Source organism: Paenalcaligenes sp. DL 463 (genome assembly GCF_057475185.1).
On record NZ_JBYBKX010000003.1, the window covers coordinates 217809 to 243429 of the forward strand.

23 protein-coding genes are annotated in these 25621 nt (G+C 50.7%); 15 read left to right on the top strand and 8 right to left on the bottom strand.

The window, feature by feature from the left end; translation table 11 throughout:
* Window positions 1-3: 3 nt before the first annotated feature.
* Genes thiL through AC2UZI_RS12625 form a run of 3 tightly spaced genes read left to right on the top strand, consistent with a single transcriptional unit; the run spans window position 4 to window position 1996 of the window.
* Window positions 4-966 (top strand): thiamine-phosphate kinase, encoded by a 963-nt coding sequence (gene thiL, locus AC2UZI_RS12615; protein WP_486944229.1) that lies wholly within the window; start codon window positions 4-6, stop codon window positions 964-966.
* Window positions 967-980: 14 nt separating this feature from the next.
* Window positions 981-1493 (top strand): phosphatidylglycerophosphatase A family protein, encoded by a 513-nt coding sequence (locus tag AC2UZI_RS12620; RefSeq protein WP_486944230.1) that lies wholly within the window; start codon window positions 981-983, stop codon window positions 1491-1493.
* Window positions 1490-1996, top strand: a complete 507-nt coding sequence (locus AC2UZI_RS12625; RefSeq protein WP_486944231.1) for a CinA family protein — start codon at window positions 1490-1492, stop codon at window positions 1994-1996. The genes AC2UZI_RS12620 and AC2UZI_RS12625 overlap by 4 nt, the downstream gene beginning before the upstream one ends.
* Window positions 1997-2002: 6 nt before the next feature.
* Here AC2UZI_RS12625 and pyrF read toward each other — a convergent pair whose 3' ends face one another.
* The 3 genes from pyrF to AC2UZI_RS12640 all read right to left on the bottom strand — a co-directional run bounded on the left by pyrF (window position 2003) and on the right by AC2UZI_RS12640 (window position 5040).
* A complete protein-coding gene (gene pyrF, locus AC2UZI_RS12630) occupies window positions 2003-2830 on the bottom strand; it encodes an orotidine-5'-phosphate decarboxylase (protein WP_486944232.1) in 828 nt (275 codons plus the stop codon).
* Window positions 2831-3062: 232 nt separating this feature from the next.
* On the bottom strand, window positions 3063-4718 hold the full coding sequence (gene groL, locus AC2UZI_RS12635) for a chaperonin GroEL (RefSeq protein ID WP_486944233.1): 1656 nt from the start codon (window positions 4716-4718) through the stop codon (window positions 3063-3065).
* A gap of 34 nt (window positions 4719-4752) precedes the next feature.
* Entirely contained in the window at window positions 4753-5040 is a 288-nt protein-coding gene (locus AC2UZI_RS12640; RefSeq protein ID WP_486944234.1) for a co-chaperone GroES, read from the bottom strand.
* Window positions 5041-5428: 388 nt separating this feature from the next.
* Here AC2UZI_RS12640 and AC2UZI_RS12645 point away from each other — a divergent pair, with 388 nt between their 5' ends.
* From AC2UZI_RS12645 to AC2UZI_RS12675, 7 genes are all read left to right on the top strand, one after another.
* Window positions 5429-6640, top strand: a complete 1212-nt coding sequence (locus AC2UZI_RS12645; protein ID WP_486944235.1) for an ABC transporter substrate-binding protein — start codon at window positions 5429-5431, stop codon at window positions 6638-6640.
* Window positions 6640-8628: an ATP-binding protein gene (locus AC2UZI_RS12650; protein WP_486944236.1), complete on the top strand. Its 1989-nt coding sequence runs from the start codon at window positions 6640-6642 to the stop codon at window positions 8626-8628. Before AC2UZI_RS12645 ends, AC2UZI_RS12650 begins: the two co-directional genes overlap by 1 nt.
* Complete coding sequence (locus AC2UZI_RS12655; RefSeq protein ID WP_486944237.1) at window positions 8621-9943, top strand: sigma-54-dependent transcriptional regulator; 1323 nt, start codon at window positions 8621-8623, stop codon at window positions 9941-9943. The genes AC2UZI_RS12650 and AC2UZI_RS12655 overlap by 8 nt, the downstream gene beginning before the upstream one ends.
* Window positions 9944-10086: 143 nt before the next feature.
* Window positions 10087-11406, top strand: a complete 1320-nt coding sequence (locus tag AC2UZI_RS12660) for an ABC transporter substrate-binding protein (RefSeq protein WP_486944238.1) — start codon at window positions 10087-10089, stop codon at window positions 11404-11406.
* 98 nt (window positions 11407-11504) lie between these two features.
* Entirely contained in the window at window positions 11505-13214 is a 1710-nt protein-coding gene (locus AC2UZI_RS12665) for an ABC transporter permease (protein WP_486944276.1), read from the top strand.
* A gap of 16 nt (window positions 13215-13230) precedes the next feature.
* A complete protein-coding gene (locus tag AC2UZI_RS12670) occupies window positions 13231-14274 on the top strand; it encodes an ABC transporter ATP-binding protein (protein WP_486944239.1) in 1044 nt (347 codons plus the stop codon).
* A gap of 3 nt (window positions 14275-14277) precedes the next feature.
* The gene (locus tag AC2UZI_RS12675) at window positions 14278-14814 is read left to right on the top strand and encodes a histidine phosphatase family protein (protein WP_486944240.1); all 537 of its coding nucleotides are present in this window, start codon (window positions 14278-14280) and stop codon (window positions 14812-14814) included.
* Window positions 14815-14858: 44 nt separating this feature from the next.
* Here the strand turns inward: AC2UZI_RS12675 and AC2UZI_RS12680 are convergent, their stop codons facing one another.
* Window positions 14859-15560: a pirin family protein gene (locus AC2UZI_RS12680; RefSeq protein ID WP_486944241.1), complete on the bottom strand. Its 702-nt coding sequence runs from the start codon at window positions 15558-15560 to the stop codon at window positions 14859-14861.
* 97 nt (window positions 15561-15657) lie between these two features.
* Between AC2UZI_RS12680 and AC2UZI_RS12685 the strand changes: the two genes are divergently transcribed.
* Entirely contained in the window at window positions 15658-16572 is a 915-nt protein-coding gene (locus AC2UZI_RS12685; protein WP_486944242.1) for a LysR family transcriptional regulator, read from the top strand.
* A 10-nt stretch (window positions 16573-16582) separates the two neighbouring features.
* Here the strand turns inward: AC2UZI_RS12685 and AC2UZI_RS12690 are convergent, their stop codons facing one another.
* Genes AC2UZI_RS12690 through AC2UZI_RS12700 form a run of 3 tightly spaced genes read right to left on the bottom strand, consistent with a single transcriptional unit; the run spans window position 16583 to window position 19532 of the window.
* Entirely contained in the window at window positions 16583-17878 is a 1296-nt protein-coding gene (locus AC2UZI_RS12690) for a sulfate adenylyltransferase subunit 1 (RefSeq protein ID WP_486944243.1), read from the bottom strand.
* Entirely contained in the window at window positions 17878-18786 is a 909-nt protein-coding gene (gene cysD / locus AC2UZI_RS12695) for a sulfate adenylyltransferase subunit CysD (protein ID WP_486944244.1), read from the bottom strand. The genes AC2UZI_RS12690 and cysD overlap by 1 nt, the downstream gene beginning before the upstream one ends.
* Before the next feature lie 8 nt (window positions 18787-18794).
* On the bottom strand, window positions 18795-19532 hold the full coding sequence (locus AC2UZI_RS12700) for a phosphoadenylyl-sulfate reductase (RefSeq protein WP_486944245.1): 738 nt from the start codon (window positions 19530-19532) through the stop codon (window positions 18795-18797).
* A gap of 393 nt (window positions 19533-19925) precedes the next feature.
* Between AC2UZI_RS12700 and ahpC the strand changes: the two genes are divergently transcribed.
* Together ahpC and ahpF are read left to right on the top strand one after the other, a co-directional pair.
* Window positions 19926-20489, top strand: a complete 564-nt coding sequence (gene ahpC, locus AC2UZI_RS12705) for an alkyl hydroperoxide reductase subunit C (RefSeq protein WP_486944246.1) — start codon at window positions 19926-19928, stop codon at window positions 20487-20489.
* A gap of 121 nt (window positions 20490-20610) precedes the next feature.
* The gene (ahpF, locus tag AC2UZI_RS12710; RefSeq protein ID WP_486944247.1) at window positions 20611-22191 is read left to right on the top strand and encodes an alkyl hydroperoxide reductase subunit F; all 1581 of its coding nucleotides are present in this window, start codon (window positions 20611-20613) and stop codon (window positions 22189-22191) included.
* A gap of 82 nt (window positions 22192-22273) precedes the next feature.
* Here ahpF and AC2UZI_RS12715 read toward each other — a convergent pair whose 3' ends face one another.
* Window positions 22274-23188 (bottom strand): LysR family transcriptional regulator, encoded by a 915-nt coding sequence (locus AC2UZI_RS12715; RefSeq protein WP_486944248.1) that lies wholly within the window; start codon window positions 23186-23188, stop codon window positions 22274-22276.
* 101 nt (window positions 23189-23289) lie between these two features.
* Between AC2UZI_RS12715 and scpC the strand changes: the two genes are divergently transcribed.
* The gene (scpC, locus tag AC2UZI_RS12720) at window positions 23290-24798 is read left to right on the top strand and encodes a succinyl-CoA:acetate CoA-transferase ScpC (RefSeq protein WP_486944249.1); all 1509 of its coding nucleotides are present in this window, start codon (window positions 23290-23292) and stop codon (window positions 24796-24798) included.
* A 128-nt stretch (window positions 24799-24926) separates the two neighbouring features.
* Window positions 24927-25574 (top strand): leucine efflux protein LeuE, encoded by a 648-nt coding sequence (gene leuE, locus AC2UZI_RS12725; protein ID WP_486944250.1) that lies wholly within the window; start codon window positions 24927-24929, stop codon window positions 25572-25574.
* The last annotated feature ends 47 nt before the right edge of the window (window positions 25575-25621 follow it).

The window sequence follows — 25621 nt, forward strand, 5'->3', positions numbered from 1 at the left end:
CCGTTGGCCAACGAGTTCGATTTAATCGCGCAGTATTTCTCCCGGCCGGCCCCAGAGGGCTATGTGGGCGTTGGCGATGACTGTGCCTTATTTTCGGTTCGTTCGGGTTATCAACTAGCAACAAGTACTGACTTGTTGCTTGAAGAGCGCCACTTTTTTAGCGATGTGGATCCACAGCGTTTAGGCCATAAGGCTCTTGCAGTGAATCTGTCCGACCTTTCGGCTATCGGCGCTATCCCTAAGGGATGTTTGTTGGGCTTAGCCCTTCCCACGGTCGATCACGACTGGCTGTACGCCTTTAGCAAAGGTCTGCTTGAACTCGCAGATCGCTATCAATGCCCCCTTATTGGGGGCGACACCACTCGATCAGTACAAGGTATCAGCATCAGCCTAACCGTAATGGGCGAGGTACCCACGGGTCGCGCTCTATTGCGCTCTGCTGCTCAGGTAGGTGACGATATCTGGCTAAGTGGCGAGTTAGGTGCTGCGGACATTGCTCTGCGCTATCGTACACAGCAGCTGCCTATGGACAGCGTCCGTTATGCGGGCTGTATTGACGACCTTGAGCTTCCCCATCCCCCCGTGCGCTTAGGTGCTGACTTAGTGGGGGTAGCCAATGCGGCCATCGATGTTTCCGATGGTTTAGTGCAAGATTTAGGGCATATTCTGGCGGCAAGCCGATGCGGTGCTGAAGTTCATTATGCCTTATTGCCTATCCATCCGGCGTTAATGGGTCTGCCCATGGCTGTGCAAGAGCAGGCCGTGCTAGGGGGTGGCGATGTCTTTCAGCTTTGTTTTACCGCCCCAGTATCGCAACGGTCATTGATTATGGAAATGGCTCAGCAGCACGGGATACGTGTTACCCAGATAGGTGAAATTACACAAAGCGCAGGGCTGCGAGTTCGTAATGCCCAAGGCGAATGCATTGAACCAACTCGTCAGGGTTATGATCATTTTGCAGAGTAAATACCGATTTAATCATGACAAAGCCACACGATAGCGTACGTGTTCGTCCCAGCGTGCAATGGGTTTATCAAAAGCCCTACCGTTTTTTTGCCTTTGGTTTCGGCTCGGGTACGTTGTATCCAGGGCCGGGTACATGGGGGACGGTATTAGGGTGGCTGTTGTGGCTGCTTGTGTTGCAGCACTTACCCGATACCAGTGTTGCGGTATTGTTGTTGCTGAGCTTTGGCTTAGGTTGCTGGGCGTGCCAGCGTACTGGCGATGATCTGGGCGTACCCGATCACAGTGGTATGAATTGGGATGAAGTGGTTGCGTTCTGGTTAGTGCTTTGGCTTAGCCCGACGGGATTTTGGCCTCAGTTGTGCGCCTTTGCGTTGTTCCGTTTTTTCGATATTGTTAAGCCGCCACCGGTACGTTATGTCGATCGCCGTCTTTCGGGCGGTTTTGGCGTTATGTTTGACGATATTGTCGCAGCGCTATATGCCTTACTGGCAATGGCCCTCTTGGTACGATTAGGAGTCTTTGTATGATAAGCAATACGAACCTACTCTTAGCTGAAAAACTCGGTACATTGTTAAAAAAGAAAGCCATGTTTATAGCCACGGCAGAGTCGTGCACGGGTGGCTTAGTCGCGGCGAGTTGCACCGCAATTGATGGATCCAGCCAGTGGTTTGAGCGCGGTTTTGTGACCTACAGCAATGCGGCAAAGCAAGAAGACCTTCAGGTGAACGTTGATACGCTGGAGCGTTTTGGTGCGGTCAGTGAAGAAACCGCCATGGAGATGGCCTCTGGGGTGCTAGCTTCTGTAGCAGGTGTACAGGTCGCCGTCTCTACCACAGGGATAGCAGGACCCACTGGCGCTACACCAGGAAAGCCTGTAGGCATGGTTTGTTTTGGCATTGCAAGATGTACCAAAGACGGAATTGTCACCCGCGCTTATACGCAAATTTTTGAAGGTGATCGCACTGCGATACGAGATCAAGCGGTGGTATTTATTCTCACTACCACGGCTGATCTCTTACAGAACGCCTAAGGGTGTCTATCGTATCGCTGTTTTGGCAGTATTAATGGCGTCGCGAGTTTGCTTTGCAACGGTTGCTGCCATTTCACGCCAGTCGTCGCCCGAGCTCGCGTATAAAATGGCCCGAGAAGAATTGATCATCATGCCATGACCGGTGCTGTCTAAGCCTGCAGCCACGGTTTCAGAAATGCTGCCACCTTGAGCACCGATGCCAGGTACGAGTAGTGGCATGTCGCCAATGCGGGCACGTACGGCTGCTACTTCGTCTGGAAAGGTAGCGCCTACTACTAAGGCACACTGCCCATTGCGATTCCATTTATTAGCGACCAGATCGGCCACATGAAGGTATAGGGGCGTACCATCTTGCATCGTCAGAAATTGTAGATCTGACCCGCCAGCGTTAGAGGTTCGGCACAATACGATGACCCCATGATCAGACCATTCTAGATAGGGTTCTACCGAATCAAAGCCCATATACGGGTTCACGGTGACTGCGTCGGCTTGATAGCGCTCAAAGGCTTCGGCGGCGTAATGATTGGCAGTCGAGCCAATATCACCACGTTTCGCGTCTAAGACGATCGGCAGCCAGGGGTAGTGCTCTCGTACATAGGCGCATAAGGCTTCAAGTTGCGCTTCGGCCGCTTGCGAGGCGAAGTAGGCAATTTGGGGTTTAATCCCACAGGCATACGCTGCAGTCGCGTCGACGATGTCCCGACAAAACTCAAAAATAGCGTCAGGTTTATGGTGTAACTCTGCGGGGAAGCGAGAGGTATCTGGGTCTAGGCCTACCATCAATAACGAGTTAGAGCGAGACCAGGCGGCCTCAAGCTTAGCGGAAAATTTCATAATAAATAAAGCGATAAGAGGCCAATGGCAGCGAGCAGAAAGTGAAAGCTTAACAGGTGTGGCGGTAGTGAGCGTAAGACAGCGATGATTCGATGCCGCCTAGATGCAGACGTGATTATAAAGGCTGACCCAAGAAAATAAAAAAGGGCCCTTGCTGCGTTATCACAGCAAGGGCCCTTTTAGTGCAGGGTGCTTAACGAGAGAGGTTAAGCTTTTGCAACGAATTGGGTGCTTAGAAGCCGCCCATTCCGCCCATACCACCCATGCCGCCCATTCCACCCATATCAGGCATACCGCCTTCGGCTTTCTCTTCGGCGATTTCGGCAACAGCAACTTCAGTTGTTAGCAACAAGCTAGCAATGGAAGCAGCGTTTTGTAGTGCTGTACGCGTTACTTTAGTTGGGTCAAGTACACCTTGAGCCACTAAGTCGCCGTACTCGCCTGTAGAGGCGTTGTAGCCGTAGTTACCTTCACCGGAAGCGACTTCGTTAACAACGACGCTTGCTTCTTCACCAGCATTGCTGACGATGGTGCGTAGGGGAGCTTCAATAGCACGTAGTACAAGTTTGATACCTGCGTCTTGGTCTAGGTTCTCGCCGGTAAGCTGAGAAACTGCAGCGCGTGCACGGATAAGTGCAACACCACCACCAGGAACAATACCTTCTTCTACGGCAGCGCGAGTTGCATGCAATGCATCTTCAACACGTGCTTTTTTCTCTTTCATTTCAACTTCTGTTGCTGCACCAACGCGGATAACGGCTACACCGCCAGCCAACTTGGCTACACGCTCTTGAAGTTTTTCACGATCGTAATCGGAAGTGGCTTCTTCGATCTGTGCACGGATTTGTTTTACACGTGACTCGATGGAAGGGCTATCGCCAGCACCGTCAATAATCGTGGTGTTTTCTTTAGCAACTTCAATGCGCTTGGCTTGACCTAAGTGCTCGAGAGTTGCTGTTTCGAGTGACATACCGGTTTCTTCTGAAATTACGGTACCGCCAGTTAGGATAGCGATGTCTTCCAACATGGCTTTACGACGATCACCAAAGCCTGGAGCTTTAACAGCAGTAGCTTTAAGAATGCCGCGGATGTTGTTGACGACTAGGGTAGCTAGCGCTTCGCCTTCTACGTCTTCAGCAATAATCAACAGAGGACGGCTGGACTTGGCAACTTGCTCAAGAATAGGAAGCAAATCGCGGATGTTGCTGATTTTTTTGTCAAAAATTAGCACATAGGGATCGTCCAGAGCAGCAACTTGCTTTTCAGGGCTAGTGATGAAGTAGGGTGAGAGGTAGCCGCGATCAAACTGCATACCTTCTACAACATCAAGTTCGTTTTCAAGCGACTTACCGTCTTCAACGGTAATGACACCCTCTTTACCGACTTTGTCCATGGCGTTAGCAATGATCTCACCGATGGAGAGGTCGCTGTTGGCAGAAATAGAACCCACCTGAGCGATTTCTTTGCTGGTCGCGCAAGGGCGTGACAGTTTACGTAGTTCTTCTACGGTAACCGCAACGGCTTGGTCGATACCGCGCTTGAGGTCCATTGGGTTGATACCCGCTGCGACGTATTTCAAGCCTTCTTCTACGATGGCTTGTGCCAAAACTGTAGCAGTGGTTGTACCATCACCGGCGTTATCAGACGTTTTAGAAGCCACTTCTTTAACGAGTTGTGCACCGATGTTTTCAAATTTGTCTTTCAGTTCGATTTCTTTAGCAACCGATACACCGTCTTTGGTAACGGTAGGAGCGCCAAAAGAACGATCGAGAACCACGTTACGACCTTTGGGGCCCATGGTGGTTTTTACAGCGTTAGCGAGAGTGTTTACACCACGTACAATGCGTGTGCGAGCTTCATCGCCGAAAAATACTTGCTTAGCAGCCATTTTTAATTCCTTGATTCAGTGCGTAAATGGAGGATTACTCGATAATGGCGAGGATTTCTTCTTCGCGGATAACGAGCAGTTCTTCACCGTCAACTTTGACGCTCTGACCGGCGTATTTGCCAAACAGAATTTTGTCGCCAACTTTCAGGTCGAGAGGCAGAACTTTGCCGTCTTCTGTACGTTTACCTGGGCCTACTGCCAAAACTTCACCTTGATCGGGCTTTTCTGCCGCGCTTTCAGGGATAACAATACCCGAGGCTGTGGTGCGCTCGTTGTCCAAACGTTTGACGATCACACGATCGTTCAGAGGACGCAGTGCCATAGTTGAACTCCTGTTCAAAAAAACAAGTGGAATAAAATTTTGAGCCTGTGACTGTTGTTAGCACTCACTAGCTATGAGTGCTAATTATAAGGGTGAATGAGGTAATTTCAAGTCATGCAAACCATGATGGTTACATAACGGGATTTAAACGCACTTTCTACCCAGCCACAGCGCCGTGCTGACACCATTGTGTGCAGCTAACCACATAGATGGAGATGCTTTTTTATCATTTCAAGAGGCAGCCTTACGAATATTCCGTTGTTCAGTGATTATGTCTGCTTTTATGATGCTTTGAAGCTGTGCGAGGGGCTGTCTGTACGATAGTATGTGATTCGTGGACGTCAAGCGTCCTGAGCGGGTGAATATAATATTTAAAGCAAAAGGAAAAATGCGCTCAGTTCATCACGGACCGATGGTTCTTATCCAACCTCTCAGTTTGTTGACTGTGTGGGTGGCGTTAATGTTACCTACGATGGCGGCAGCTCAAGAACTGCGGATCATGACGTCGTACCAATCGGTTGTGGTTGACCCATTGGTTGAAGCCTTCCATCGGCAACACCCGGATATCCGGGTGCGGGTGCTGAATAAGAACACTCATGCTGCTGTCGACGAGATGTTGGCGGGTAATGGTCGGCGCTTTGATTTGTTCTGGGCCTCATCACCAGAGGCTTTTGTGGTATTGAAACATGCTGGCCTATTGGTTGACGTAGGGCATGGGCCACACGCCGATTTCGCATGGTCAGCGGTGGGTTGGACATGGCGAGCAACACACGATGCACCCCCTGACTTTCCTATACCGCAAGACTGGAATGATTTGCTCGACCCGGTGTTTTCGCAACGTATTGCCATGTCGCATCCGATGCGCTCAGGGACCATGCACTCTCTTCTGGAAACGATTCTGCAAGATCGAGGTTGGCAAGCGGGTTGGGCGTGGGTTTTAGAACTTACTGCACAGTTAAGTACGATCTCTGCCCGTAGTTTTGGTGTGCTAGAGGGTGTGGAGAGTGGTGAGTTCACTTTAGGCTTGAGTATTGACTACTTGGCGTTAACACGCCGGAGTGATGGACTGGTTTTTCGCTACGGTCATCCAGTGATCATGATCCCGGCGCGAATAGCCGCGTTACAGGGCGGCGACAACTCCTCAGCAGCCCGAGCCTTCATGAACTTCGTATTGTCGGAGCAGGGCCAACGAGTTTTGCTACGGCCCGAGATACGTCGCATCCCTGTCGACCCTGATGTGCGTGCCGAGCTCGAAGCGTCTTTGCATCCTGAGGTCAGAGCGGCGTTGAATTTCAGTTGGTCACGCTATGACCCTGAGTTGGCCGCACGACGTTATTGGGAAATCAAGCAAATATTTGAAGCGTTTGTGGCTCGTGATTTGCTGCTGCGCCGTGATTTATGGCGCCGTTTACGAGCGCTGGATCACGCGCCTGCTGCGCAGCGAGCTCGTATACGGCAATTGTTGACATGGATGCCGTTAACCGAACATCAAGCTCGCTCGACCAAGCAGAACCGTGAGACGCTAATAGAATGGTCTGAGCGTTCACATACCATTTTACGTGACGCAGAGTCGCTCATTCGGCTGTTAGAGGAGTCGTAATGCGGTATTGGCGTAAGTCCATTCGGGGGCGGTTGGTAGCAGCGTTAATACTTGTGGTGTTGATTGCAGCCGGTGTATTAACGGTGGGTATGACGGTCATGCTTCATGCCGAACGTGATTTTCGGACCTTAGCGCAGGACCGGATCCCCGCGGTTGCATTGGCTGGCGAGTTAGCGGAGGCAACGGGCGAGTTGGCGGCACTCGCGATGCAGTTAGTCGCAGACCCTGCTATGCCGATAACACCGATGAAGCGAGCCATTGAACATGCAACCGAAGGGGTCGAGGCGGTTTTGGCATCACCGGTATTACAGGTTGCCCCTGAACGAAACGCGACGCGTGCGGCGCTTGAAGTCGCTGAGCGCGACTTGAGGCACGCACTCACTGATTTTGGTCGCATCAGTGTGGACCTCTCCCGCCACGCGCAGTCCGAAGCTCAAGCGGATATTGAGCTGCGTTGGGTTCATGCCGACGTGCAGGATCAAGTGCAGGGCATTCTGAGTGACCTATCTTTTAATATGGATACGCAGTTGACGGCGTTGGTGAGTGAAGCAGCTCCGGTGGTGCGTCGGGAGGCTGAGCAAGCACTGACGCGAGACTGGCTACTGCGCGACCGAATACAGCAGATTGGCTCTGAAGCTGCCACGTTAACCGCCTTGTTGCTTCAAGCGCGGTCAGCCGATAGCCTTGATGGGCTTGAGCAGACACGAGGCTTGGGCCGCGACACGTTGGACAGTTTGGCTTTGGCTCAACTGAATTTGGCACCGAGAGTGGATATCGGATTGTTAGTACAAGTTCTCGAGAGGTTGAAAGCCCTAGCAGCAGGTGACGGGAATGTTTTTGAGCAACAACAGCAGCGTCTGGAATTGCACCGCGCCGCTGTTGCTGAATTACATGCAGCCCAAACGAGTCTGGCGCAGATGCAGGCTGCACTGACCGATCTGGGTAGATCAGAGCGCATCGGAGCACAGCGCAGTGCTGATGCAGCTGCCGCTGCTATCCGGCGTGGCTCGTTTGGCTTGGGTTTGGTGACCTTGTTTGGCGCTTTGGCAACGGCTGTTATTTTGGCGGTCTTTGTTCATCGTCGTATTTTGTTGCGCATTGAGGCGCTGTCGGCTGATCTACGCCGTATTGCGCGAGGCGATTTGAGCGATGCCCAGCCAATCCCTGTGCCGGCTCTTGCTCAATCTCCTGTGGGGGATGAAATTGCGGATATGACGCATGCCGTAAGAGTTTTTCGCGTATCGGTCCGTGAGCGGCAGCAGGTGCTTGAAAGACTTGAGCTCGCGCAGCGTGAACTGATACAAGCCGGTAAGATGGCAGCTTTGGGACAGATGTCGGCGGCGATTAGTCATGAAATCAATCAACCATTGGCTGCTATCGGCCACCGACTGCATAATCTGGGTGCAAACTATCCCGAAACTCGTCCTACTATTACGCGAATTGAAGGATTATTAGAACGAATTAATCGTACCATCAGTCATTTGCGTCGTATCGCTCGTCGATCGGCTCATCGTAATCATTGTGTTTCTTTGGCGGAGCCGCTCACTGAGGCAATGGAGCTGCTGGAGCATCGTATTCGAGCAGAAGGGGTTCAAATTCAGTGCGACGATTTAACAGAGGTAATGGTCTCAGGAGACGAAATTCTGTTAGAGCAAGTCTTGTTAAATATTTTGGGGAATGCGCTGGACGCGATTGCTACGCGCGAAGGGACGCCCGAGTCCGGTTTGATACGAATTCATCTAGAAGCTGGTGATCCGGTTAGGCTACTCATCTGCGACAATGGCGTGGGCTTGGGGGGGCAAAGTGGACAGGCATTAACAGACCCCTTTGTGACTACAAAAGAGCCAGACAAAGGGCTTGGTCTTGGTCTTTCGATTGCTTTCAATGTCATGCAAGACATGGGAGGTCATTTAGAGATTGAGCAAGGAGACCAAGGTGGAGCTGCTGTACGGTTAAGGTTGAATCGCTGGCAAAGAGGTGATGAGTGATATGCCACAGGTGATGTTAGTTGAAGATGATGTCGATTTGCGACTCGCTACGGTCGAGACGCTAGAGCTTGCTGGGTTTCAGGTATTGGCGTTCGAAGCAGCGGCTCCGGCGCTGGCGCAGCTACGTCCTGATTTCCCTGGTGTGATTTTGTCCGACTTACGAATGCCGGGTCTTTCGGGTCTCGACTTTCTGGATCAGGTGCAAGACGTCGCGCCAGAGGTGCCCTTTGTCTTGATCACTGCCCACGGAGACGTCCCTGCAGCACTCCGGGCCATGCGTGGGGGAGCGCATGATTTTTTAGAGAAGCCGTGCTCTCCGGAGCTAATGCTCGATGTGTTGAGGCGCGCACAAGAGATGCGAAGTTTGCATTTGGAAAATATTCGTCTGCGTGATCAATTACGTTGGAATCCAGTACCAGAAGAGCGACTGATAGGTCAATCGGCGACGATGCAAGCCTTGCGCCAGCAATTACGTAGCTTGGCGGGGCTGCAGGTGGATCTGCTGATTGCAGGGGAAACTGGGACGGGTAAAGAACTCGTGGCGCAGGTATTACACGACCTATCGCCTCGATCTAAGGGCCCTTTTATCGCCATTAATTGTGGGGCTTTGAGCGCTTCAGAGGTCGACAGGGAATTGTTTGGCACTGCTGAGAATCCTGGTTTGATTGCGCGAGCTGACGGAGGGACGTTGTATTTGGATGAGTTGGAATCCATGTCAGAACCGCTTCAGGTGCGCTTGTTGAGGGTGTTAGATGCGCGAGAGATTACACCGCTTGGTGCTGCACCGCGCCCCGTCGATTTACGTATTTTTGGTAGTGCGAAACGCCCGCCAGAAGCGTTGCTGGCTGAGGGGCTACTGCGGGCTGACCTCTTTCACCGTTTCAATGCAGCGTTGCACTTGGCGCCATTGCGTGAGCGTGAAAATGATGCCGCGCTACTGGTAACGCATTTCGCTGCGTTAGCTGCTGCTCGACATGAGCTCCCTAAGATTCACCTTGATGACGAGTTGCGCCGACGCATCGCCTGGTATGAGTGGCCGGGTAATGTTCGTGAAGCGCGTAATTTGGCCGAGCGCCTGGTGATAGGAATGGCACCCGGGATACCTGCGCAGGGGGGTGAGAGAGGAGAAACAGGTCGACCCAGCTACGATGCTGCAATGAATGATTTTGAATTGCGCCTATTGCGTGCTGCCTTGATTGAAACAGGGGGGCGTAAGGCCGAAGCGGCCAATTTGTTGGGCATTCCTCGCAAGCGCCTTTATTTGAGGTTGCGTCATCATAATATGCTGGAAGCGCCCCGAATGGGTCAAGATTGACCCATTTTATGTGTCAGGATTGACTCATTTTTTTCTTTAAAAACATATACTTGCGTGTAATCTTAACTTCGTGCATAGTTCCTTGGTACAGATGCGCTCGCAGAGCATCTGATCGATAACGGAATAATAAGTAGGAGGAGTAAATGATTAAATCCTTGACCCTCAGTGCCACCGCCGCACTGCTAATGTCATCGGTCGCTTTTGCGAACACGGTGACGGTTGTGACCTCTTTTCCACGAGACATGACGGACCCTTTCAAGTCTGCTTTTGAGGCTGCACATCCGGGTACAACACTGGAAGTGGTAAGTCGAAATACCAATGCAGCAGTCTCGCATCTGATGGAAACGCGTAAAGCTAATGCAGTGGATCTCATGTGGGCTTCCGCGCCGGATGCATTCGAAGTGCTGAAAGCCGAAGAGTTGCTGGCCAAAGTTGACGTCAAGTCCGAAGGCGTCCCCGATACCATTGGTGGCTATCCGCTTAACGACTCGGATGGAACCTATTTTGGTTTTGCCGCATCGGGTTATGGAATCATGTACAACACCCGCTACATCAAAGCCAACGATCTGAGCGTTGCTCATGAGTGGGAAGATTTGAAACGCGCAGAGTATAACGGCCATGTGGCGATGTCATCGCCATCGCGTTCTGGAACGACCCACTTGACGGTAGAGACGGTGTTGCAAGGTGAGGGTTGGGAAGAGGGCTGGGCAACGTGGAAATGGATTGCCGGAAACATGAACACCGTGACTGAACGCAGTTTTGGGGTCCCCGATGCGGTGAACTCTGGTGCTACCGGCTTCGGCATTGTGATTGACTTCTTCGGCCTAGCATCCAAGGCATCCGGCTTTCCAGTTGATTTAGTTTACCCAAGCGTGACCGCTATCGTTCCCGCAAATATCGGCGTCATTACTAATGCACCGAATCAAGAAGGGGCGGTTAAATTTATTGAGTTCTTACTGTCACCCGAAGGTCAACAGGTTCTGTTGAATCCTGCCATTATGCGTTTACCGGTCAATCCCGTTGTCTACGAGAATGCACCTGAAGGCTTCCCGAATCCTTTCTCAGAAGAGTTCGCTCCGAATGCGATTGAATTCGATGTGGATAAGTCAGGAGAACGCTATAACCTAGTGAACTCTTTGTTTGATGTGTTGGTTACCTATCGTTTGGGAGACCTTCGAGCTGCGGTTTCTGCCGTACAAAAGGCAGAAGCGGCACATGCTAATAGTGGTAATGATGAAGCGGCTACGTTGATCGCTGAGGCGCGTGCGTTGATCGAAGCGATGCCTATTACCGAAGCCGAGTCATTGGATTCGTCCTTTACGCAAGTCTTTACTACCTCACGTGCTAAAGCGGAAACCGAAGTTGTGGGACGTCAGGCCGAGGTTGAGCAGAGCTGGGATAGCTTTGCCGTTGAGAACTACCGCAAGGCCCGCGAGTTGGCCGAACAAGCAGCGGCGTTGTAATAGCTTCTTTAAGGCCCCCGCCCGAATAGGGTGTGGGCCTTTGCTCCCCCGCCCCCTTGAGGACGAACAAAATGGTTACTCACTCCCAGAACCCTGCCATGCGCCGGTTCACGCTGTTTCCGCGCCTATCGGGTGCTGCAGTTGCTGGCATACTGATCGCGATCTTCTTGATGGCCTTCCTGATTTTGCCGGTAGCGCAGGTGATTTACGTGGCCTTTCTGGATGCTCGCACTGGCGCTTTTACGCTCCAGAACTTCCAAGATTTTTTCAATACAGCCTTGTTTCGCGAAAGTTTCGTGAACTCGTTTTATGTATCTGCGGTTTCGGTAGTGGTAGCGACGATGATTGCATTGCCGCTGGCCTATATCACGACACGCTTTAATTTTGCGGGTACAGCGGCTATTCAAGCGCTTGGGATTATTCCGTTGATCATGCCGCCTTTTGTTGGGGCAGTGGCGATGTCGCTACTATTTGGTCGCAACGGATCCATCAATTTGCTGCTGAACGATTATTTCGGATTTCGCATACCGTTTATGGAGGGACTGTCTGGTGTCATTTTGGTTCAGTCTATCCATTACTTTCCTTTTATCCTGATCAATTTGTCGGCAAGCCTGCGCAATATTGACCGCTCGATGGAAGAGGCTGCACAGAATTTAGGGTCATACGGTATGCGGATGTTTCGACGCATCGTTTTCCCCTTAGCGATGCCGGGCTATTTGGCGGGCGCTGCATTAGTATTTATTAAGGTTTTTGACGATCTGGGCACTCCCTTGTTGTTGAACGTCAATACGATGTTGGCGCCACAGGCGTATCTACGTATTACGGGAGTCGGTATCAACGACCCGATGGGATATGTCATCTCGTTTATCTTGGTGGCGTTTTCTGTGTTCTCGCTGTGGGCTTCGTTCTTGTTCATGCGCGGCAAAGATTACGCAACAGTGCAGAAAGGCGGGGGCGGATTATCACGCCGCGACTTGAAGCCGCGAGAGAAGTGGCTAGCGTGGGGCGTGATTGGGCTGATTCTTGCGATGGTGCTCTCACCGCACCTTGGGTTGTTGCTACTGGCTTTTGGCACGATCTGGTCCTTTTCACCCCTACCTGATGGCTTTACGGTACAGCACTTTGGCACGATTTTTACGCAGTCCTCGCAATACATTTGGAATACGCTGATTTACGCCGGATCCGCTGCAGTCATTGACGTGATATTGGGTACGGCTATTGCCTACATTGTGATCCGTACTAAGCTTGTTGGTCGAAAATGGCTGGATTACATGGCGACTGCCGCACTGGCGGTTCCCGGTGTGGTATTAGGTATTGGCTATTTGCGTATGTTCCACAGTGTCCAACTTCCGTTTGGCTTGGGGCAGATGTCCAGTTTCTGGGGCATCATTATCATCGCGCTAGCGGTGCGTCGTCTGCCTTACGCTTTACGGGCGTGCATGGCCGCGCTGCAACAGGTGTCATTATCGCTAGAGGAAGCAGCCGAAAGCCTTGGCGCCTCTCGAACCAGCACCATACGACGCATCGTAGTGCCGCTCATGACGGGGGGGATTCTTGCTGGATTCGTTACCAGTTTTGCTACGGCTGCGGTCGAGCTTTCAGCGACCATTATGCTGGTAGCCCGCTCATCCGATGCCCCGCTTGCATACGGTATTTATCTTTACATGCAATCGCCAGCAGGACGCGGGCCGGGAGCGGCTCTGGGCATTTTAGCCGTCGTAATTGTGGCAATTGGTACCTATCTTTCACAGCGAATTATCGAACGCGAACGTGCACGGCAAACCATGACCGGTGACGGACAGCATTAAGTTTCGGAGACAAAACATGAAGCATACTAAAGCAGGAATCCGCATTGAGGATCTGCATCTGTCCTTCGGTGATACGAAGGTGCTGGAAGGCATCGACATGGTGATCGAGCCGGGCGAGTTTTTCGCCTTCCTAGGTCCTTCAGGGTCAGGGAAATCAACCCTGCTTCGCGCTATTGCAGGCTTTGGTCCAACGCCGCGTGGCCGCATCCTAATTGGGGATCGTGATGTTGCCGACCTGCCTCCCTGGAAGCGCAATGTGGGCATGGTATTCCAGTCTTACGCGTTGTGGCCCCACATGTCGGTGCGTAAGAATGTGGCCTTTGGTCTTGAAGAGCGTAAGGTGCCCGCGAGTGTTATTGCACCCAAGGTCGAAGAAGCGCTTGAAACGGTAGGACTGCTTCATCTGGCTGACCGCATGCCAGCGCAACTATCAGGGGGGCAGCAGCAGCGCGTGGCGCTCGCCCGCACCATTGCGATTGAACCGCAAGTGTTATTGCTCGATGAACCGCTCTCCAATTTGGATGCGTCGTTGCGAGTTCAAATGCGACGTGAGCTGCTGGCCTTGCAACGGAAGCTGGGCTTAACCACCATTTTTGTCACGCACGATCAAGAAGAGGCAAACACAACGTCGGATCGAATGGCCGTACTGGATAAGGGCGTTATTCAACAAATTGGTACGCCGCAAGAGCTTTACGATCAGCCTGCTAATGCCTTTGTTGCAGGCTTTTTGGGTACGGCAAATATTTTGAATGGTGTGATGCAAGCTGAGAGTTTCGTTACCGTGGGAGGGCAGCGGCTGAAGGTTACCAACGCGGTTGCGACCGCTAACCGCATTGTATTGCGACCGCAGAATATTCTTCTGACGGCATCAGGGGGTGAAATTCCGGGTACGATTTCTCATCGTGAATTTTTAGGTAGTCAAATTCGTTACTTGGTGGACACGCCAGACGGGCAGATTATTGTAGATACCTTGCACGCAATGGGGGTGCCTCCACACGATGCGGGGGCTTCGGTTTTTTTAAGTATTGATAGCAACAGCGCTCCGCTGTTGTCGGAGTAAGCAGTGAAGGCTGAGTTTTGGTTTATCCGCCATTTTCGTACACCGTGGAATACACAGGGCCGTTTGCAAGGTCAGCGCGACATCGCTTTGGACGACCCAATGGGCGATCAGGACCTTTCCGTATTAGCCGCAAACCTAGAGGCCTTAGCCGAGCGCGATTTTGCGTTGGTGCTCACTTCACCCCTAGGCCGAGCGCGTCAAACGGCTGCACTGCATGGCTTTCCCGATGCAGAAGTTGATCCTGACTTAGCTGAGATTGCTTTTGGCGACTGGGAGGGGCGCACCTGGGACGAATTAGAAGCCGCCCACCCCGGAGCTTGGGAAAATGCCGTGCACAGTCTGCCACTAGGTGAAAGCTATGAAGATTTTACTGCTCGTATCATGCGGGTATGTGATCGAGCAAAGGCAGCGTCTGGGCCCGTTTTGGCCTTTGGTCACGGTGCGTGGTTGGGTGGGCTAAAGCTGGTACTTGACGGGCGGCAAGGAGGGATGGCGCGCCACACCCTAGGGAATGGCGCGCTCGTTCGATTAGAGCTGTAATGGCGCAGCGCGGGTGATATGCCATAACGCCTAGACGCGATGACTTAAGCGGCCGTTTCCACTAAAACGATTTCGGACGCAGCGGTGGCAGAAATCGTTAAGGTGTTTTCATCCCGAATGGCCGCACCATCGCGTGCATTGAGTTTGACACCGTTCACGTCTATTTCCCCCGTTGCAGCCACTAGGTAGGCCACACGACCAGGCGCTAGGTGATACTGCGTAGATTGCCCTGAATCAAGCGTGGCACCCGATACACGAGCATTTGCACGAATAGGCAGTGCATCAGAGTCCCCTTCCATACCACTTGCTAAAGCGACGAATCCGCCACTACGCTCACCCTTAGGAAAGGGTTTGCTACCCCAAGAGGGCAGAAGTCCAGTTTCATCCGGCATAATCCAAATTTGAAACAGGGTGGTGTCCACAGACTCCATGTTGTATTCAGCGTGTTGGATACCGGTGCCTGCACTCATGACCTGCACGTCTCCAGCCTCGGTTCTACCTTTATTGCCTAAGCTGTCTGCGTGCGTGATGGCGCCATGGCGCACGTAAGTAATGATTTCCATGTCCGCATGAGGGTGAGCAGGAAAGCCTGTACCTGCGGCGATGGTGTCGTCGTTCCATACACGTAACGCACCCCAACCCATGCGGTTTGGGTCGTAATACTGAGCAAACGAAAAATGATGTTTGGCATCTAACCAACCATGATTTGCACCACCTAGGGTGTTGAATGGGCGACGATCAATCATGTCGTTCTCCGTAATTAAAAGATCATGGGTTAATACTAGTGGATGCTGACGAGTAATAGAATAGAATAAATAGAATGTCATTCATTCCATTACTTGCATGAAACAACTACCTGACCTTCAGGCTTGGGCTATTTTTGCCAAGGTGGCAGAAGTGGGATCGTTTGCGCGCGCCGCCGATGCGTTGGGCATCAGCCAGCCCACGGTATCCAAAGCCATTACGCGTTTAGAAAAACAACTGAAGCTGGCGCTGTTTCACCGTAGCTCAAGAAAAATGTCCTTAAGTGCCAGTGGGCAGGCTGCCTTGGCAGGAGCCAGCCGCATTTTGCACGAAGGCGAGCGGTTGGAAGCGTTATTAACGGATCAAGCCACCACATTACGTGGGCCAATTCGAGTTAGCGCGCCCATGTCATTTGGGGTGACTCATTTAGCACCACTGCTTCCGGGTTTTATGAAGGCGCATCCCGAAGTTACGATAGAGCTGGTATTCAGCGATGAGTTTGTTGATATTATTGCTGATAGCTTTGATATGGTGTTGCGCATTTCTAGCTTGCCTGACTCTAGCCTACTTGCTCGGCGACTATGCAGGGTAAAACGCTACCTTGTTGGGGCGCCTCATTATTTTAAGCGTTATGGTTATCCACAGCACCCTCGGGATTTAGCGACACACCGCTCGCTGCAGTATATGCATGACAGCACGGGCAATACGTGGCGATTTGAGCATCCTGTGCAAGGAAGCTTTACGCAATCTGTGCCCACCTTTTTACGGGTCAATAACGCAGAAGCCTTAACTCCTGTACTTTTGCAGGGCTTAGGCGTCGCCGTGCAGCCGGAATTTTTAGTGTGGCAAGAGTTAACGCAGGGCACCCTACAGATTGCCATGCCTGAGTGGGAGGTACCTTCCGTGGCATTGCACCTCGTCACTCCCCCAAGCCGAGCCCGTCCAGCGCGAGTGCAAGCGCTAATGGATTATTTGGCGCAGCACTTTGGTGACGCGCCGTGGGCTCATCAGTAGAGCTTGTTCGTCAACGTACGATTCCGGCTGCTGCCGTTTGGTGAGTAGCGGAATCAATCAGAATAAACGCACCGGTGCTGGGTTGTGTTTCGTAGGGCTCAAGCATCAAGGCATCACGTGTGTTGACGCTAACAGCGGCGATGTCATTCATCTGCAGTTGTGTGGCACCTGATTTGGGCTCTAAGGCGCTAATATCGCGCACTTGATGAATCTCATTCACTTTAGCCAGCGTTAGGCGAGACCCCTGCTTTAACCAGTAAGATCGCGCTGTGTTAAGTGGCGTCTCATCAAGCCAGCATAGGTCGGCGCGTATGGCCTTAGACGGCGCAATTGTATTGTTGGCTAAGGTAATGAGATCACCGCGTGAAATATCGATGTCGCGATCAAGTAAAACAGTGACGGCGTCGCCCGCTTGAACCTGCTGTACTGTTTTACCAGAGCGTTGCAAGCCTGAAATTATGGCACTGACCTTAGAGGGCCAGACGGTAATAACGTCGCCTACGTTTAAGCGGCCGCTATCAAGATGGCCCGCGTAGCCCCTAAATGCTTGGGCAGCTTGCCCATCGTGGCGTATTACCCACTGCACAAATAAACGCGCTTCGTTATTATGCAAATCGCTAGAAAGCGGAAGCGTTTCTAGCAGGCCTAATAAAGGAAGCCCGCTATACCAAGGCGTTTCACTTGAGAGGGTACTGATGTTGTCACCGCGCAGGGCCGACATGGGCACAACGTGAAAATGCTCAATGCCCACTTGTTGTGCAAGTTCGGCATAGGCTTGTTGGATACGGTTAAAAACCGCTTCGTCCCAGCCGACTAAATCCATCTTATTGATCGCAACAATAATATGCTTTAGCCCGAGCAATTTAGCCAGAGTGGTGTGACGTCGGGTTTGCGTTAGTAGCTGTCCATCGGCGGCTTTGCTGGCATCAATAAGAATGATGATGGCTTCGGCCGTTGACGCGCCGGTGATCATATTGCGTGTGTATTGTTCATGACCGGGCGCATCAGTAACGATAAACTTTCGTGAAGGCGTCGCAAAATAGCGGTAGGCGACATCGATCGTAATGCCCTGTTCGCGTTCGGCTTCTAAGCCATCGGTTAATAGGGCTAAGTCGGGCTCGTGTTCGCTGGTGCGCTTATATTTCGAGCGGTTGATCGCATCAATTTGATCAGCAAAAACAGCCTGACTGTTTAGCAATAAGCGACCAATTAATGTGGATTTCCCATCATCAACCGAGCCTGCCGTAATAAAACGTAAGACACCAGTATCTGTTGTGTTCAGCCAAGATTCATTAACGGCATTCATTAAAAGTATCCTTGTTTTTTACGATGTTCCATAGACGCCTCTGACGCTTGATCATCCATACGCGTGGCGCCGCGTTCGGTAAGCGTTGCTAAGGCTGTTTCTTCAATAATGTCGTCCGGCGTGGCGGCAAGTGACTCAACAGGGCAGGTGCAAGAGATATCGCCAACGGTACGAAAGCGCACCTGTAGCTCTTCAACGAGTTCGCCCTCTTTAGGCGGAGTTAAGGGCGTGTCTGGGACTAACAAGCCATTACGTCTGACGACGCGCCGCGTGTGGCTGTAGTAAATAGGAGGTAGGGCAATGTCTTCACGTTTAATGTATTGCCACACATCCAGTTCGGTCCAATTGGAAATAGGAAAGGCGCGTAGGTTTTCACCTTTGTGAACTTTGGTATTGAATAACCGCCAAAGCTCAGGACGTTGGGCTTTAGGGTCCCATTGACCAAACTCATCGCGAAACGAGACGAAACGCTCTTTAGCACGTGCTTTTTCTTCGTCCCGACGGGCCCCACCAATACAAGCGTCGAACTGAAACTCTTCAATGGCCTCTAATAAACTGATGGCCTGAGCACCGTTTCGACTGTCGTTCTCGTGCCGTAACACCACGGTGCCTCGTGCGATGGAATCTTCGACCGACCGCACAATGAGTTTCTCACCCAGCTCTGCAGCGCGCTCATCGCGAAAGCGAATGACCTCGGGGTAGTTATGACCGGTATCAATGTGCATGAGCGGAAAAGGAAAGGCGCCAGGTCTAAAAGCTTTTTCTGCCAGCTTTAGCAGGACGGCCGAGTCTTTCCCACCCGAAAAGAGTAATACAGGGCGTTCGCATTCGGCAGCGATTTCTCGTAGTACATAGATGGCCTCTGCCTCTAACCAGTCGAGGTGGGTACGAGGGGAAAAAGATCCCATGATGTCTCCTAATGATGAGGGGTAATGGTGGAAACGGGGCTGGTATGTAGCCCACATTCAATGCTGTCACGTTGTTCCCACCACCAACGACCAGCTCGTATGTCTTCGCCCACGCGAATAGCCCGGGTGCAAGGCTCACAGCCAATAGAGGGATAGCCTTGATCGTGCAGAGTGTTGTAAGGAATAGCGAAGGTGCGGATGACGGTCCAAACTTGTTCGTTTGTCCAGTCACACAAGGGATTGAATTTTTCTAGATTGAAGGCAGTATCAAACTGACTTTTTTCTAAATTGTCTCGGGTTTGAGATTGCTCACGCCGTTGCCCAGTCAACCAAGCGGATTTACCCAAGAGATAGGCGCGTAACGGTTCAACTTTACGCAAACTGCAGCACGCTTTACGTAAGGCTAAGCTTTCATAAAAAGCATGGGTGCCATGCTCAGCTACATGTTGTTCGACCTTGTCTTGATTCGGTGTGAGACGAGTGATGGTAATACCGTAATGGGCATTAACCTGATCAAGTAAGGCTAAGGTCTCGTCGTGTAAGCGCCCCGTATCAAGAGTGAAGCTACGAATCGGTAGCTTTTGTACGTGAATGGCGTGTTGTATCACCATATCTTCAGCGGCTAACGAATTCGCAAAGACCGCATTCGGATGCGCTTGGGCGATACGTGCTAAATCGTCGAGTAACACGTCCCATTGAACGGCGGTTTGAGCCTCAAGTGTTGGCTGGGTAGAGAGGGTAGACATGAAGACCTCATATAAACGCGCCCGCTTAACGTGGTTCAAAGAGTGGTGCAATAGCAACGGGCGTAGAGTGTCTTTATTGTGCAGAGACTGCGCATCATACGGAACGAACTATTAGTTGATTCCTTATGGCCATGATGTATATGGGGTTTCGAGCTGGATGCAGAGGACAAAAAAGGGGTTAATCGCGGCTTTCTTATTTCTGAAAGTGTTAAAGCTTTAACCTGTCATTAATGGCTGTTAGCATTAACCATGTGAACGTTGATTGGGAACACAACAGCATGGTCGATAGCCAAAAGCAATCGCCATGATTAGTTTAATCAATTTTACAAATCAATAGGTAAATCCTATAATTTAATCACTGTCAATTGCTAACCACTAATGGAGATACATAGCATGTCATTAATCAACACACAGATCCTACCTTTTAAAGCAACGGCTTTTGTTAATGGTGACTTCAAAGAGTACACAAACGAAAGCATTGCTGGTAAATGGTCTGTATTCGTTTTCTACCCAGCTGACTTTACTTTCGTATGCCCTACAGAGTTGGAAGACTTGGCTGATCATTACAGCGAGTTCCAAGCACTAGGCGTTGAGATCTTCTCAGTTTCTACTGACACTCATTTCTCACACAAAGCATGGCACGATTCTTCAGAAGCTATCGGTAAAGTAAATTACCCAATGCTAGCTGATCCTACTCATCAATTAGCACGTAACTTCCAAGTGCTAATCGAAGAAGAAGGTCTAGCACTGCGCGGTACATTCGTTGTGAACCCAGAAGGCCAAATCAAAGCCATGGAAGTTCACGATAACGGTATTGGCCGTGATGCTAAAGAGTTGCTACGTAAAGTTAAAGCGGCTCAGTACATCGCCAAAAACCCAGGTGAAGTTTGCCCAGCCAAATGGGAAGAAGGTGCTAAAACACTGACACCTTCCTTGGATTTGATCGGCAAAATCTAAGTCTGGTATCTCCTAGGTTATCGCCTTGTAGGTAGCGACCTAAGCCTGACCTTCGGGTCAGGCCCTACAGGAGTTATTTTTCCAGAACATAGTCATTTATATGCCAGAGAGGGGCCATCATATGTTAGATGCAAACTTAGTTAATCAGCTTAAAGCGTACTTAGAAAAAATCACGCAACCGATCGAGATTGTTGCGTCTCTAGATGATGGAGAAAAGTCTCTCGAATTGCGTCAACTGTTGAATCAGATTGCAGAGCAGTCCGATAAAATCGCTTACCGTGAAGAAACTGATAACGACGAGCGTAAACCATCATTTAAAATTAACCGTGTAGATTCCGATATCAGTGTTGCGTTCGCTGGTATTCCTTTAGGGCATGAGTTCGCCTCGCTAGTACTAGCACTATTGCAGGTTGGCGGTCATGCAATCAAGTTCGACGAAGCTACCGTTAAACAAATTCAAAGTCTTGAAGGCGACTTCGTCTTCGAAACCTACTACTCATTAAGTTGTCAGAATTGCCCTGACGTGGTGCAGGCACTTAATGCGATGTCAGTGGTAAACCCGCGTATTCGTCATGTTGCGATTGATGGTGCGGTTAATCAGGAAGAAGTGGCTAAGCGCGAGGTTATGTCTGTACCTGCCGTTTACCTGAATGGCGAGCCGTTCCATTATGGCCGTGCAAGTGTTGAAGAGTTACTTGCGAAGCTTGATGCAGGTGATAGCGACGCCCAAGCTGCTGCCATTAACGAGCGTGATCCTTACGATGTGTTAATTGTAGGGGGCGGCCCCGCTGGCGCTGCGGCAGCTGTTTATGCTGCACGTAAAGGAATACGTACTGGCGTTGTCGCCGAGCGTTTCGGTGGCCAAGTGTTGGATACCATGTCCATTGAAAACTATATTTCGGTAATCGAAACAGATGGCCCGAAATTTGCCACAGCTTTAGAAGAACACGTGAAAACGTACGACGTGGACATCATGAATTTGCAGCGTGCTGAAGAATTGATTCCTGGTGAACAAATTCAGGTCAAGTTGTCTCACGGTGGTGTGTTGAAGGCTAAATCGGTAATTCTAGCTACCGGAGCCCGCTGGCGCGAGTTGGGGGTTAATGGCGAGCAAGAATACCGTAACCGAGGTGTTGCCTACTGCCCGCACTGCGACGGTCCTTTATATAAAGGTAAAGACGTAGCAGTTGTAGGGGGTGGTAACTCGGGCGTAGAGGCTGCAATTGACCTCGCCGGTATCGTGAAAAGTGTTACCTTGCTTGAGTACGGCGACGAGTTACGTGCTGACGGTGTTCTACAGCGTAAGCTGCGTAGTTTGCCGAATGTCACGGTGTTGACCAATGCGCAAACCACCGAAGTGATTGGTGACGGTAGTAAGGTTACGGCACTGAGCTACACCGACCGAAACTCGGGCGACAGTCACGAAGTGACCCTTGATGGTATTTTTGTACAGATCGGTTTAGTACCTAATACCGAGTGGCTAAAAGGTGCTGTAGATCTCACTCAGTATGGTGAGATCAACGTGAATGATCGTGCGCAGACATCGGTAAAAGGTGTATTTGCAGCAGGTGACGCCACAACGGTACCGTACAAGCAAATTATCGTCGCTGCTGGACAGGGTGCAACGGCTGCACTAAGTGCCTTTGACCACTTAATACGTAGTTCGGTTTCAATAGAGGAAGAAGAAACCACAGCGGCTTAAGCCAGCTTGAACGTGTATGGTTAATAAAACCCCCAGTACATTATTGTGCTGGGGGTTTTATATTCTGCGCTACGGGGGGCGATCAATCGTTGTCGAGTAACTCGGGTGGCAACCACTGTCCACCTAGCACTGATTCGCAACAGCTTAACCACGCCTTAGCGGCCAGTGATAGGTACGCGCTATTCCACACATGCACCACCTCCCATCGTAGTGCGGGCTCAATAATTTCAGCCATTTGTGCCGGAGGGTGTTGAATTCTTGATAAGAAGGGCTCGGGCAACAGGGCAACGCCTAAGCCCGAGGTGGCCATTGAAACCACCCAATCCCATTGACTACTTTGGGCGACGATAGTCGGGGTAACGCCGTTTTGTGTGAATGCCTTTCGTAACAAGCGGGTTAGGCCGAAGTCATCATTCAAAAAAATAAGGGGTAGCGGAGCTAATTCGTTCAAGCTGATTTTTTTGGTGTTGCCGCTAAAGGTATTTTCGGTGGCGAGGGCCCAAACAGAATGAGAAGCGACGGTTCTAGCGCTGATGGCAAGTTCAGATGCTACCGGTGAAATACTAAAACCCATCTCAAGCTCTCCCGAGGCTACGTGCTGTTCAATTGCAGGGCCCGGTAATTCTTGGATATGCAGGTCAATATCAGGGTATAACGACGAAAATTTGTGTAGTACATCAGTAAACAGCAAGTTAATCATGGGTGGAATACCCAGCCGCAGCACTCCTTGTTTTAACGATTGCGTAGCAAGCACATCAGAGCGAAGTCGTTCAATGCTGTGTAGTACGTCCACACCACGATCCAGTATCACTTTTCCGGCATCGCTTAATAAGAAGCCCTTAGCGTCTCGAATAATCAATGTTTCGCCAAACTCGTCCTCAAGTTGGCGCACCATCTTACTAACGGTGGATTGGGTGACGCCCAGATGAAGAGCGGCTTTGGTAAAGCTTTTATGCTTCACGGTTTCGATAAAATAGCGTAATGCGCGTACATTCACGGGCCACTCCTTAGTCATTCCTATTTGGCATGGTTTTCAATCATTTTAGTCATAATGGCGATGATATGCTGAAATCAAAGCATGATAATAAGGAGAGCGACTTGTCTCACGAACGTATACGTTTAGCAGCACTGAATAGTAAAGTGATGTCAGCCGAAAAAGCGGCCGAGCTTTTTCAAGAAGGTATGACAGTAGGCATGAGTGGTTTCACACGAGCAGGAGACAGTAAAGCGATGCCAGTTGCTTTGGCTGCCCGCGCCTCGAAAACGCCATTCAGTATTAACTTGCTTACCGGAGCCTCACTAGGAAATGATAGTGATGCGCTGATGGCCTCAGCGGGTCTTTTGGCTCGTCGTTCACCTTTCCAAGTCGATTCCGTGTTACGGAAAAAGATCAATGCGGGTGAGGTTATGTTTTGTGACCATCACCTGTCTCAGCCTGCGGAAATGTTGCGTTCGCAAGGTGGATACCCTATTGATATCGCGGTTATCGAAGCAGTAGCCATTACGGAAAGCGGTGCGATTGTTCCCAGCACTTCGGTGGGAAACTCGGCCAGCTTCGTAGCACAAGCAAAGCACGTCATCGTGGAAATTAACCTGAGCATGCCGCTGGCGTTAGAAGGGGTTCACGATATTTATCTACCAGCTGAGCGACCTCATCGCCAGCCTATCGCGTTAACGGATGTCGCACAGCGTATTGGCGACACAGCCATCGCCGTAGACCCCGAACGTATTGCGGCAATTGTTTTTACGGATATGCCGGATAGTCCCTCAAACGCCTTACCGCCTGATGCCGACACCAACGCCATTGCCGCGCATGTGGTGAGCTTCTTAGAGGGTGAAGTCAAAGCGGGGCGATTAACCCAAGAGTTACTGCCTCTACAGGTGGGTATTGGCACTATCGCGAATGCGGTGACGTATGGTTTGGCATTGTCCGATTTTAAGAACCTCACCATGTATTCTGAAGTGCTGCAGGACAGTGCGGTCAGTTTATTAGACTCTGGGCATTTGAAGTTTGCCTCGGCGTCGTCCATGACCTTGTCTGCGCCGGTGATGCAGCGTGTCCTCAATAATTTGGATCATTATCGAAACCAATTAGTGCTGCGTCCGCAAGAAATCAGTAACCATCCCGAAGTGGTGCGACGCTTAGGCATTATTGCCATTAATGCGGCCTTAGAGTTTGATATTTACGGTAACGTGAATTCCACCCATGTTAGCGGTTCGCACATGATGAACGGAATCGGTGGATCGGGTGATTTTGCGCGTAATGCGCACCTTTCTATCTTCGTGACAAAGTCTCTGGCTAAAGACGGTGATATTAGCCGAGTAGTGCCGATGGTTTCACACGTTGATCATTCTGAGCACGATGTGGATGTGCTGGTTACCGAATGCGGGTTAGCAGATCTACGTGGCTTAGCCCCCCGTGAGCGAGCAGCACTGATCATCGCAAACTGCGTGCATCCTGATTATCAGGCTAGAATGGCAGATTACTTTGAACGTGCCTGTTCACGCGGCGGCCATACTCCTCACTTACTTGAAGAAGCGTTCTCTTGGCACTTAAGATATCAGCGTGAAGGTAGCATGCGAGAATCTGCTGAGGCACTTGCGTAATTCCTAGTGAAAAGAGCAGCCAGTAAAACCGACATTTATTGTCGGTTTTTTGTTGCGCTAAAGACGCAGGCAATTAGCTAAGCGTAAAATATTAAGATGATGGTTTTATTCAGACGAGAGGCCGAAAGTTGTTAGAGAGTATAGGTGTGGTTAACTTGGGTACCTATTTAATAGGGGCGGCATTAATCATCGTATTGCCGGGGCCCAACTCTTTATACGTCTTGGCTACCGCAGCTTCTCAAAATCTGAAAGAGGGGTATAAGGCAGCTTCGGGTATTTTTGTTGGAGATACCATTTTATTGGTGTTGGCAGCGGGTGGCGCTGCGTCTGTGCTAAAAGCCTTACCGGTGCTTTTTTATACACTTAAAGTGGTAGGTGCCTGTTACTTAGCCTATTTAGGTGTGCGGATATTGTGGTCGTTATACAAGCCAGCACCTGTTTTCGATCATCAACGTCTCAGTACGGTTAAAAAGCCAACCGAAAGCCGTTTTCTCAAAGCGCTGACGCTTAGCTTGATGAATCCTAAAGCCATTGTGTTTCTGCTGTCGTTTTTGGTGCAGTTTGTTGATCCAACCCAAGGCCATCCCTGGCTGGCTTTCTTGGTGTTAGGCCTCTTTTTACAGCTATTTAGTGTGCTGTATTTATCGGCGCTTATCATCGGCGGAACGCGATTAGCCGATGGCTTTAGAAGGCGTCCTCGTATTGTCAGTATGGCGAATGCTGCAGTCGGAGTTCTATTTTTAGGGTTTGCAGCAAAAATGGCGTTTGATCGCTAACCCATCATTGTTTAGTATTAAGACGCAGGTCAAATTTTTGTATATTT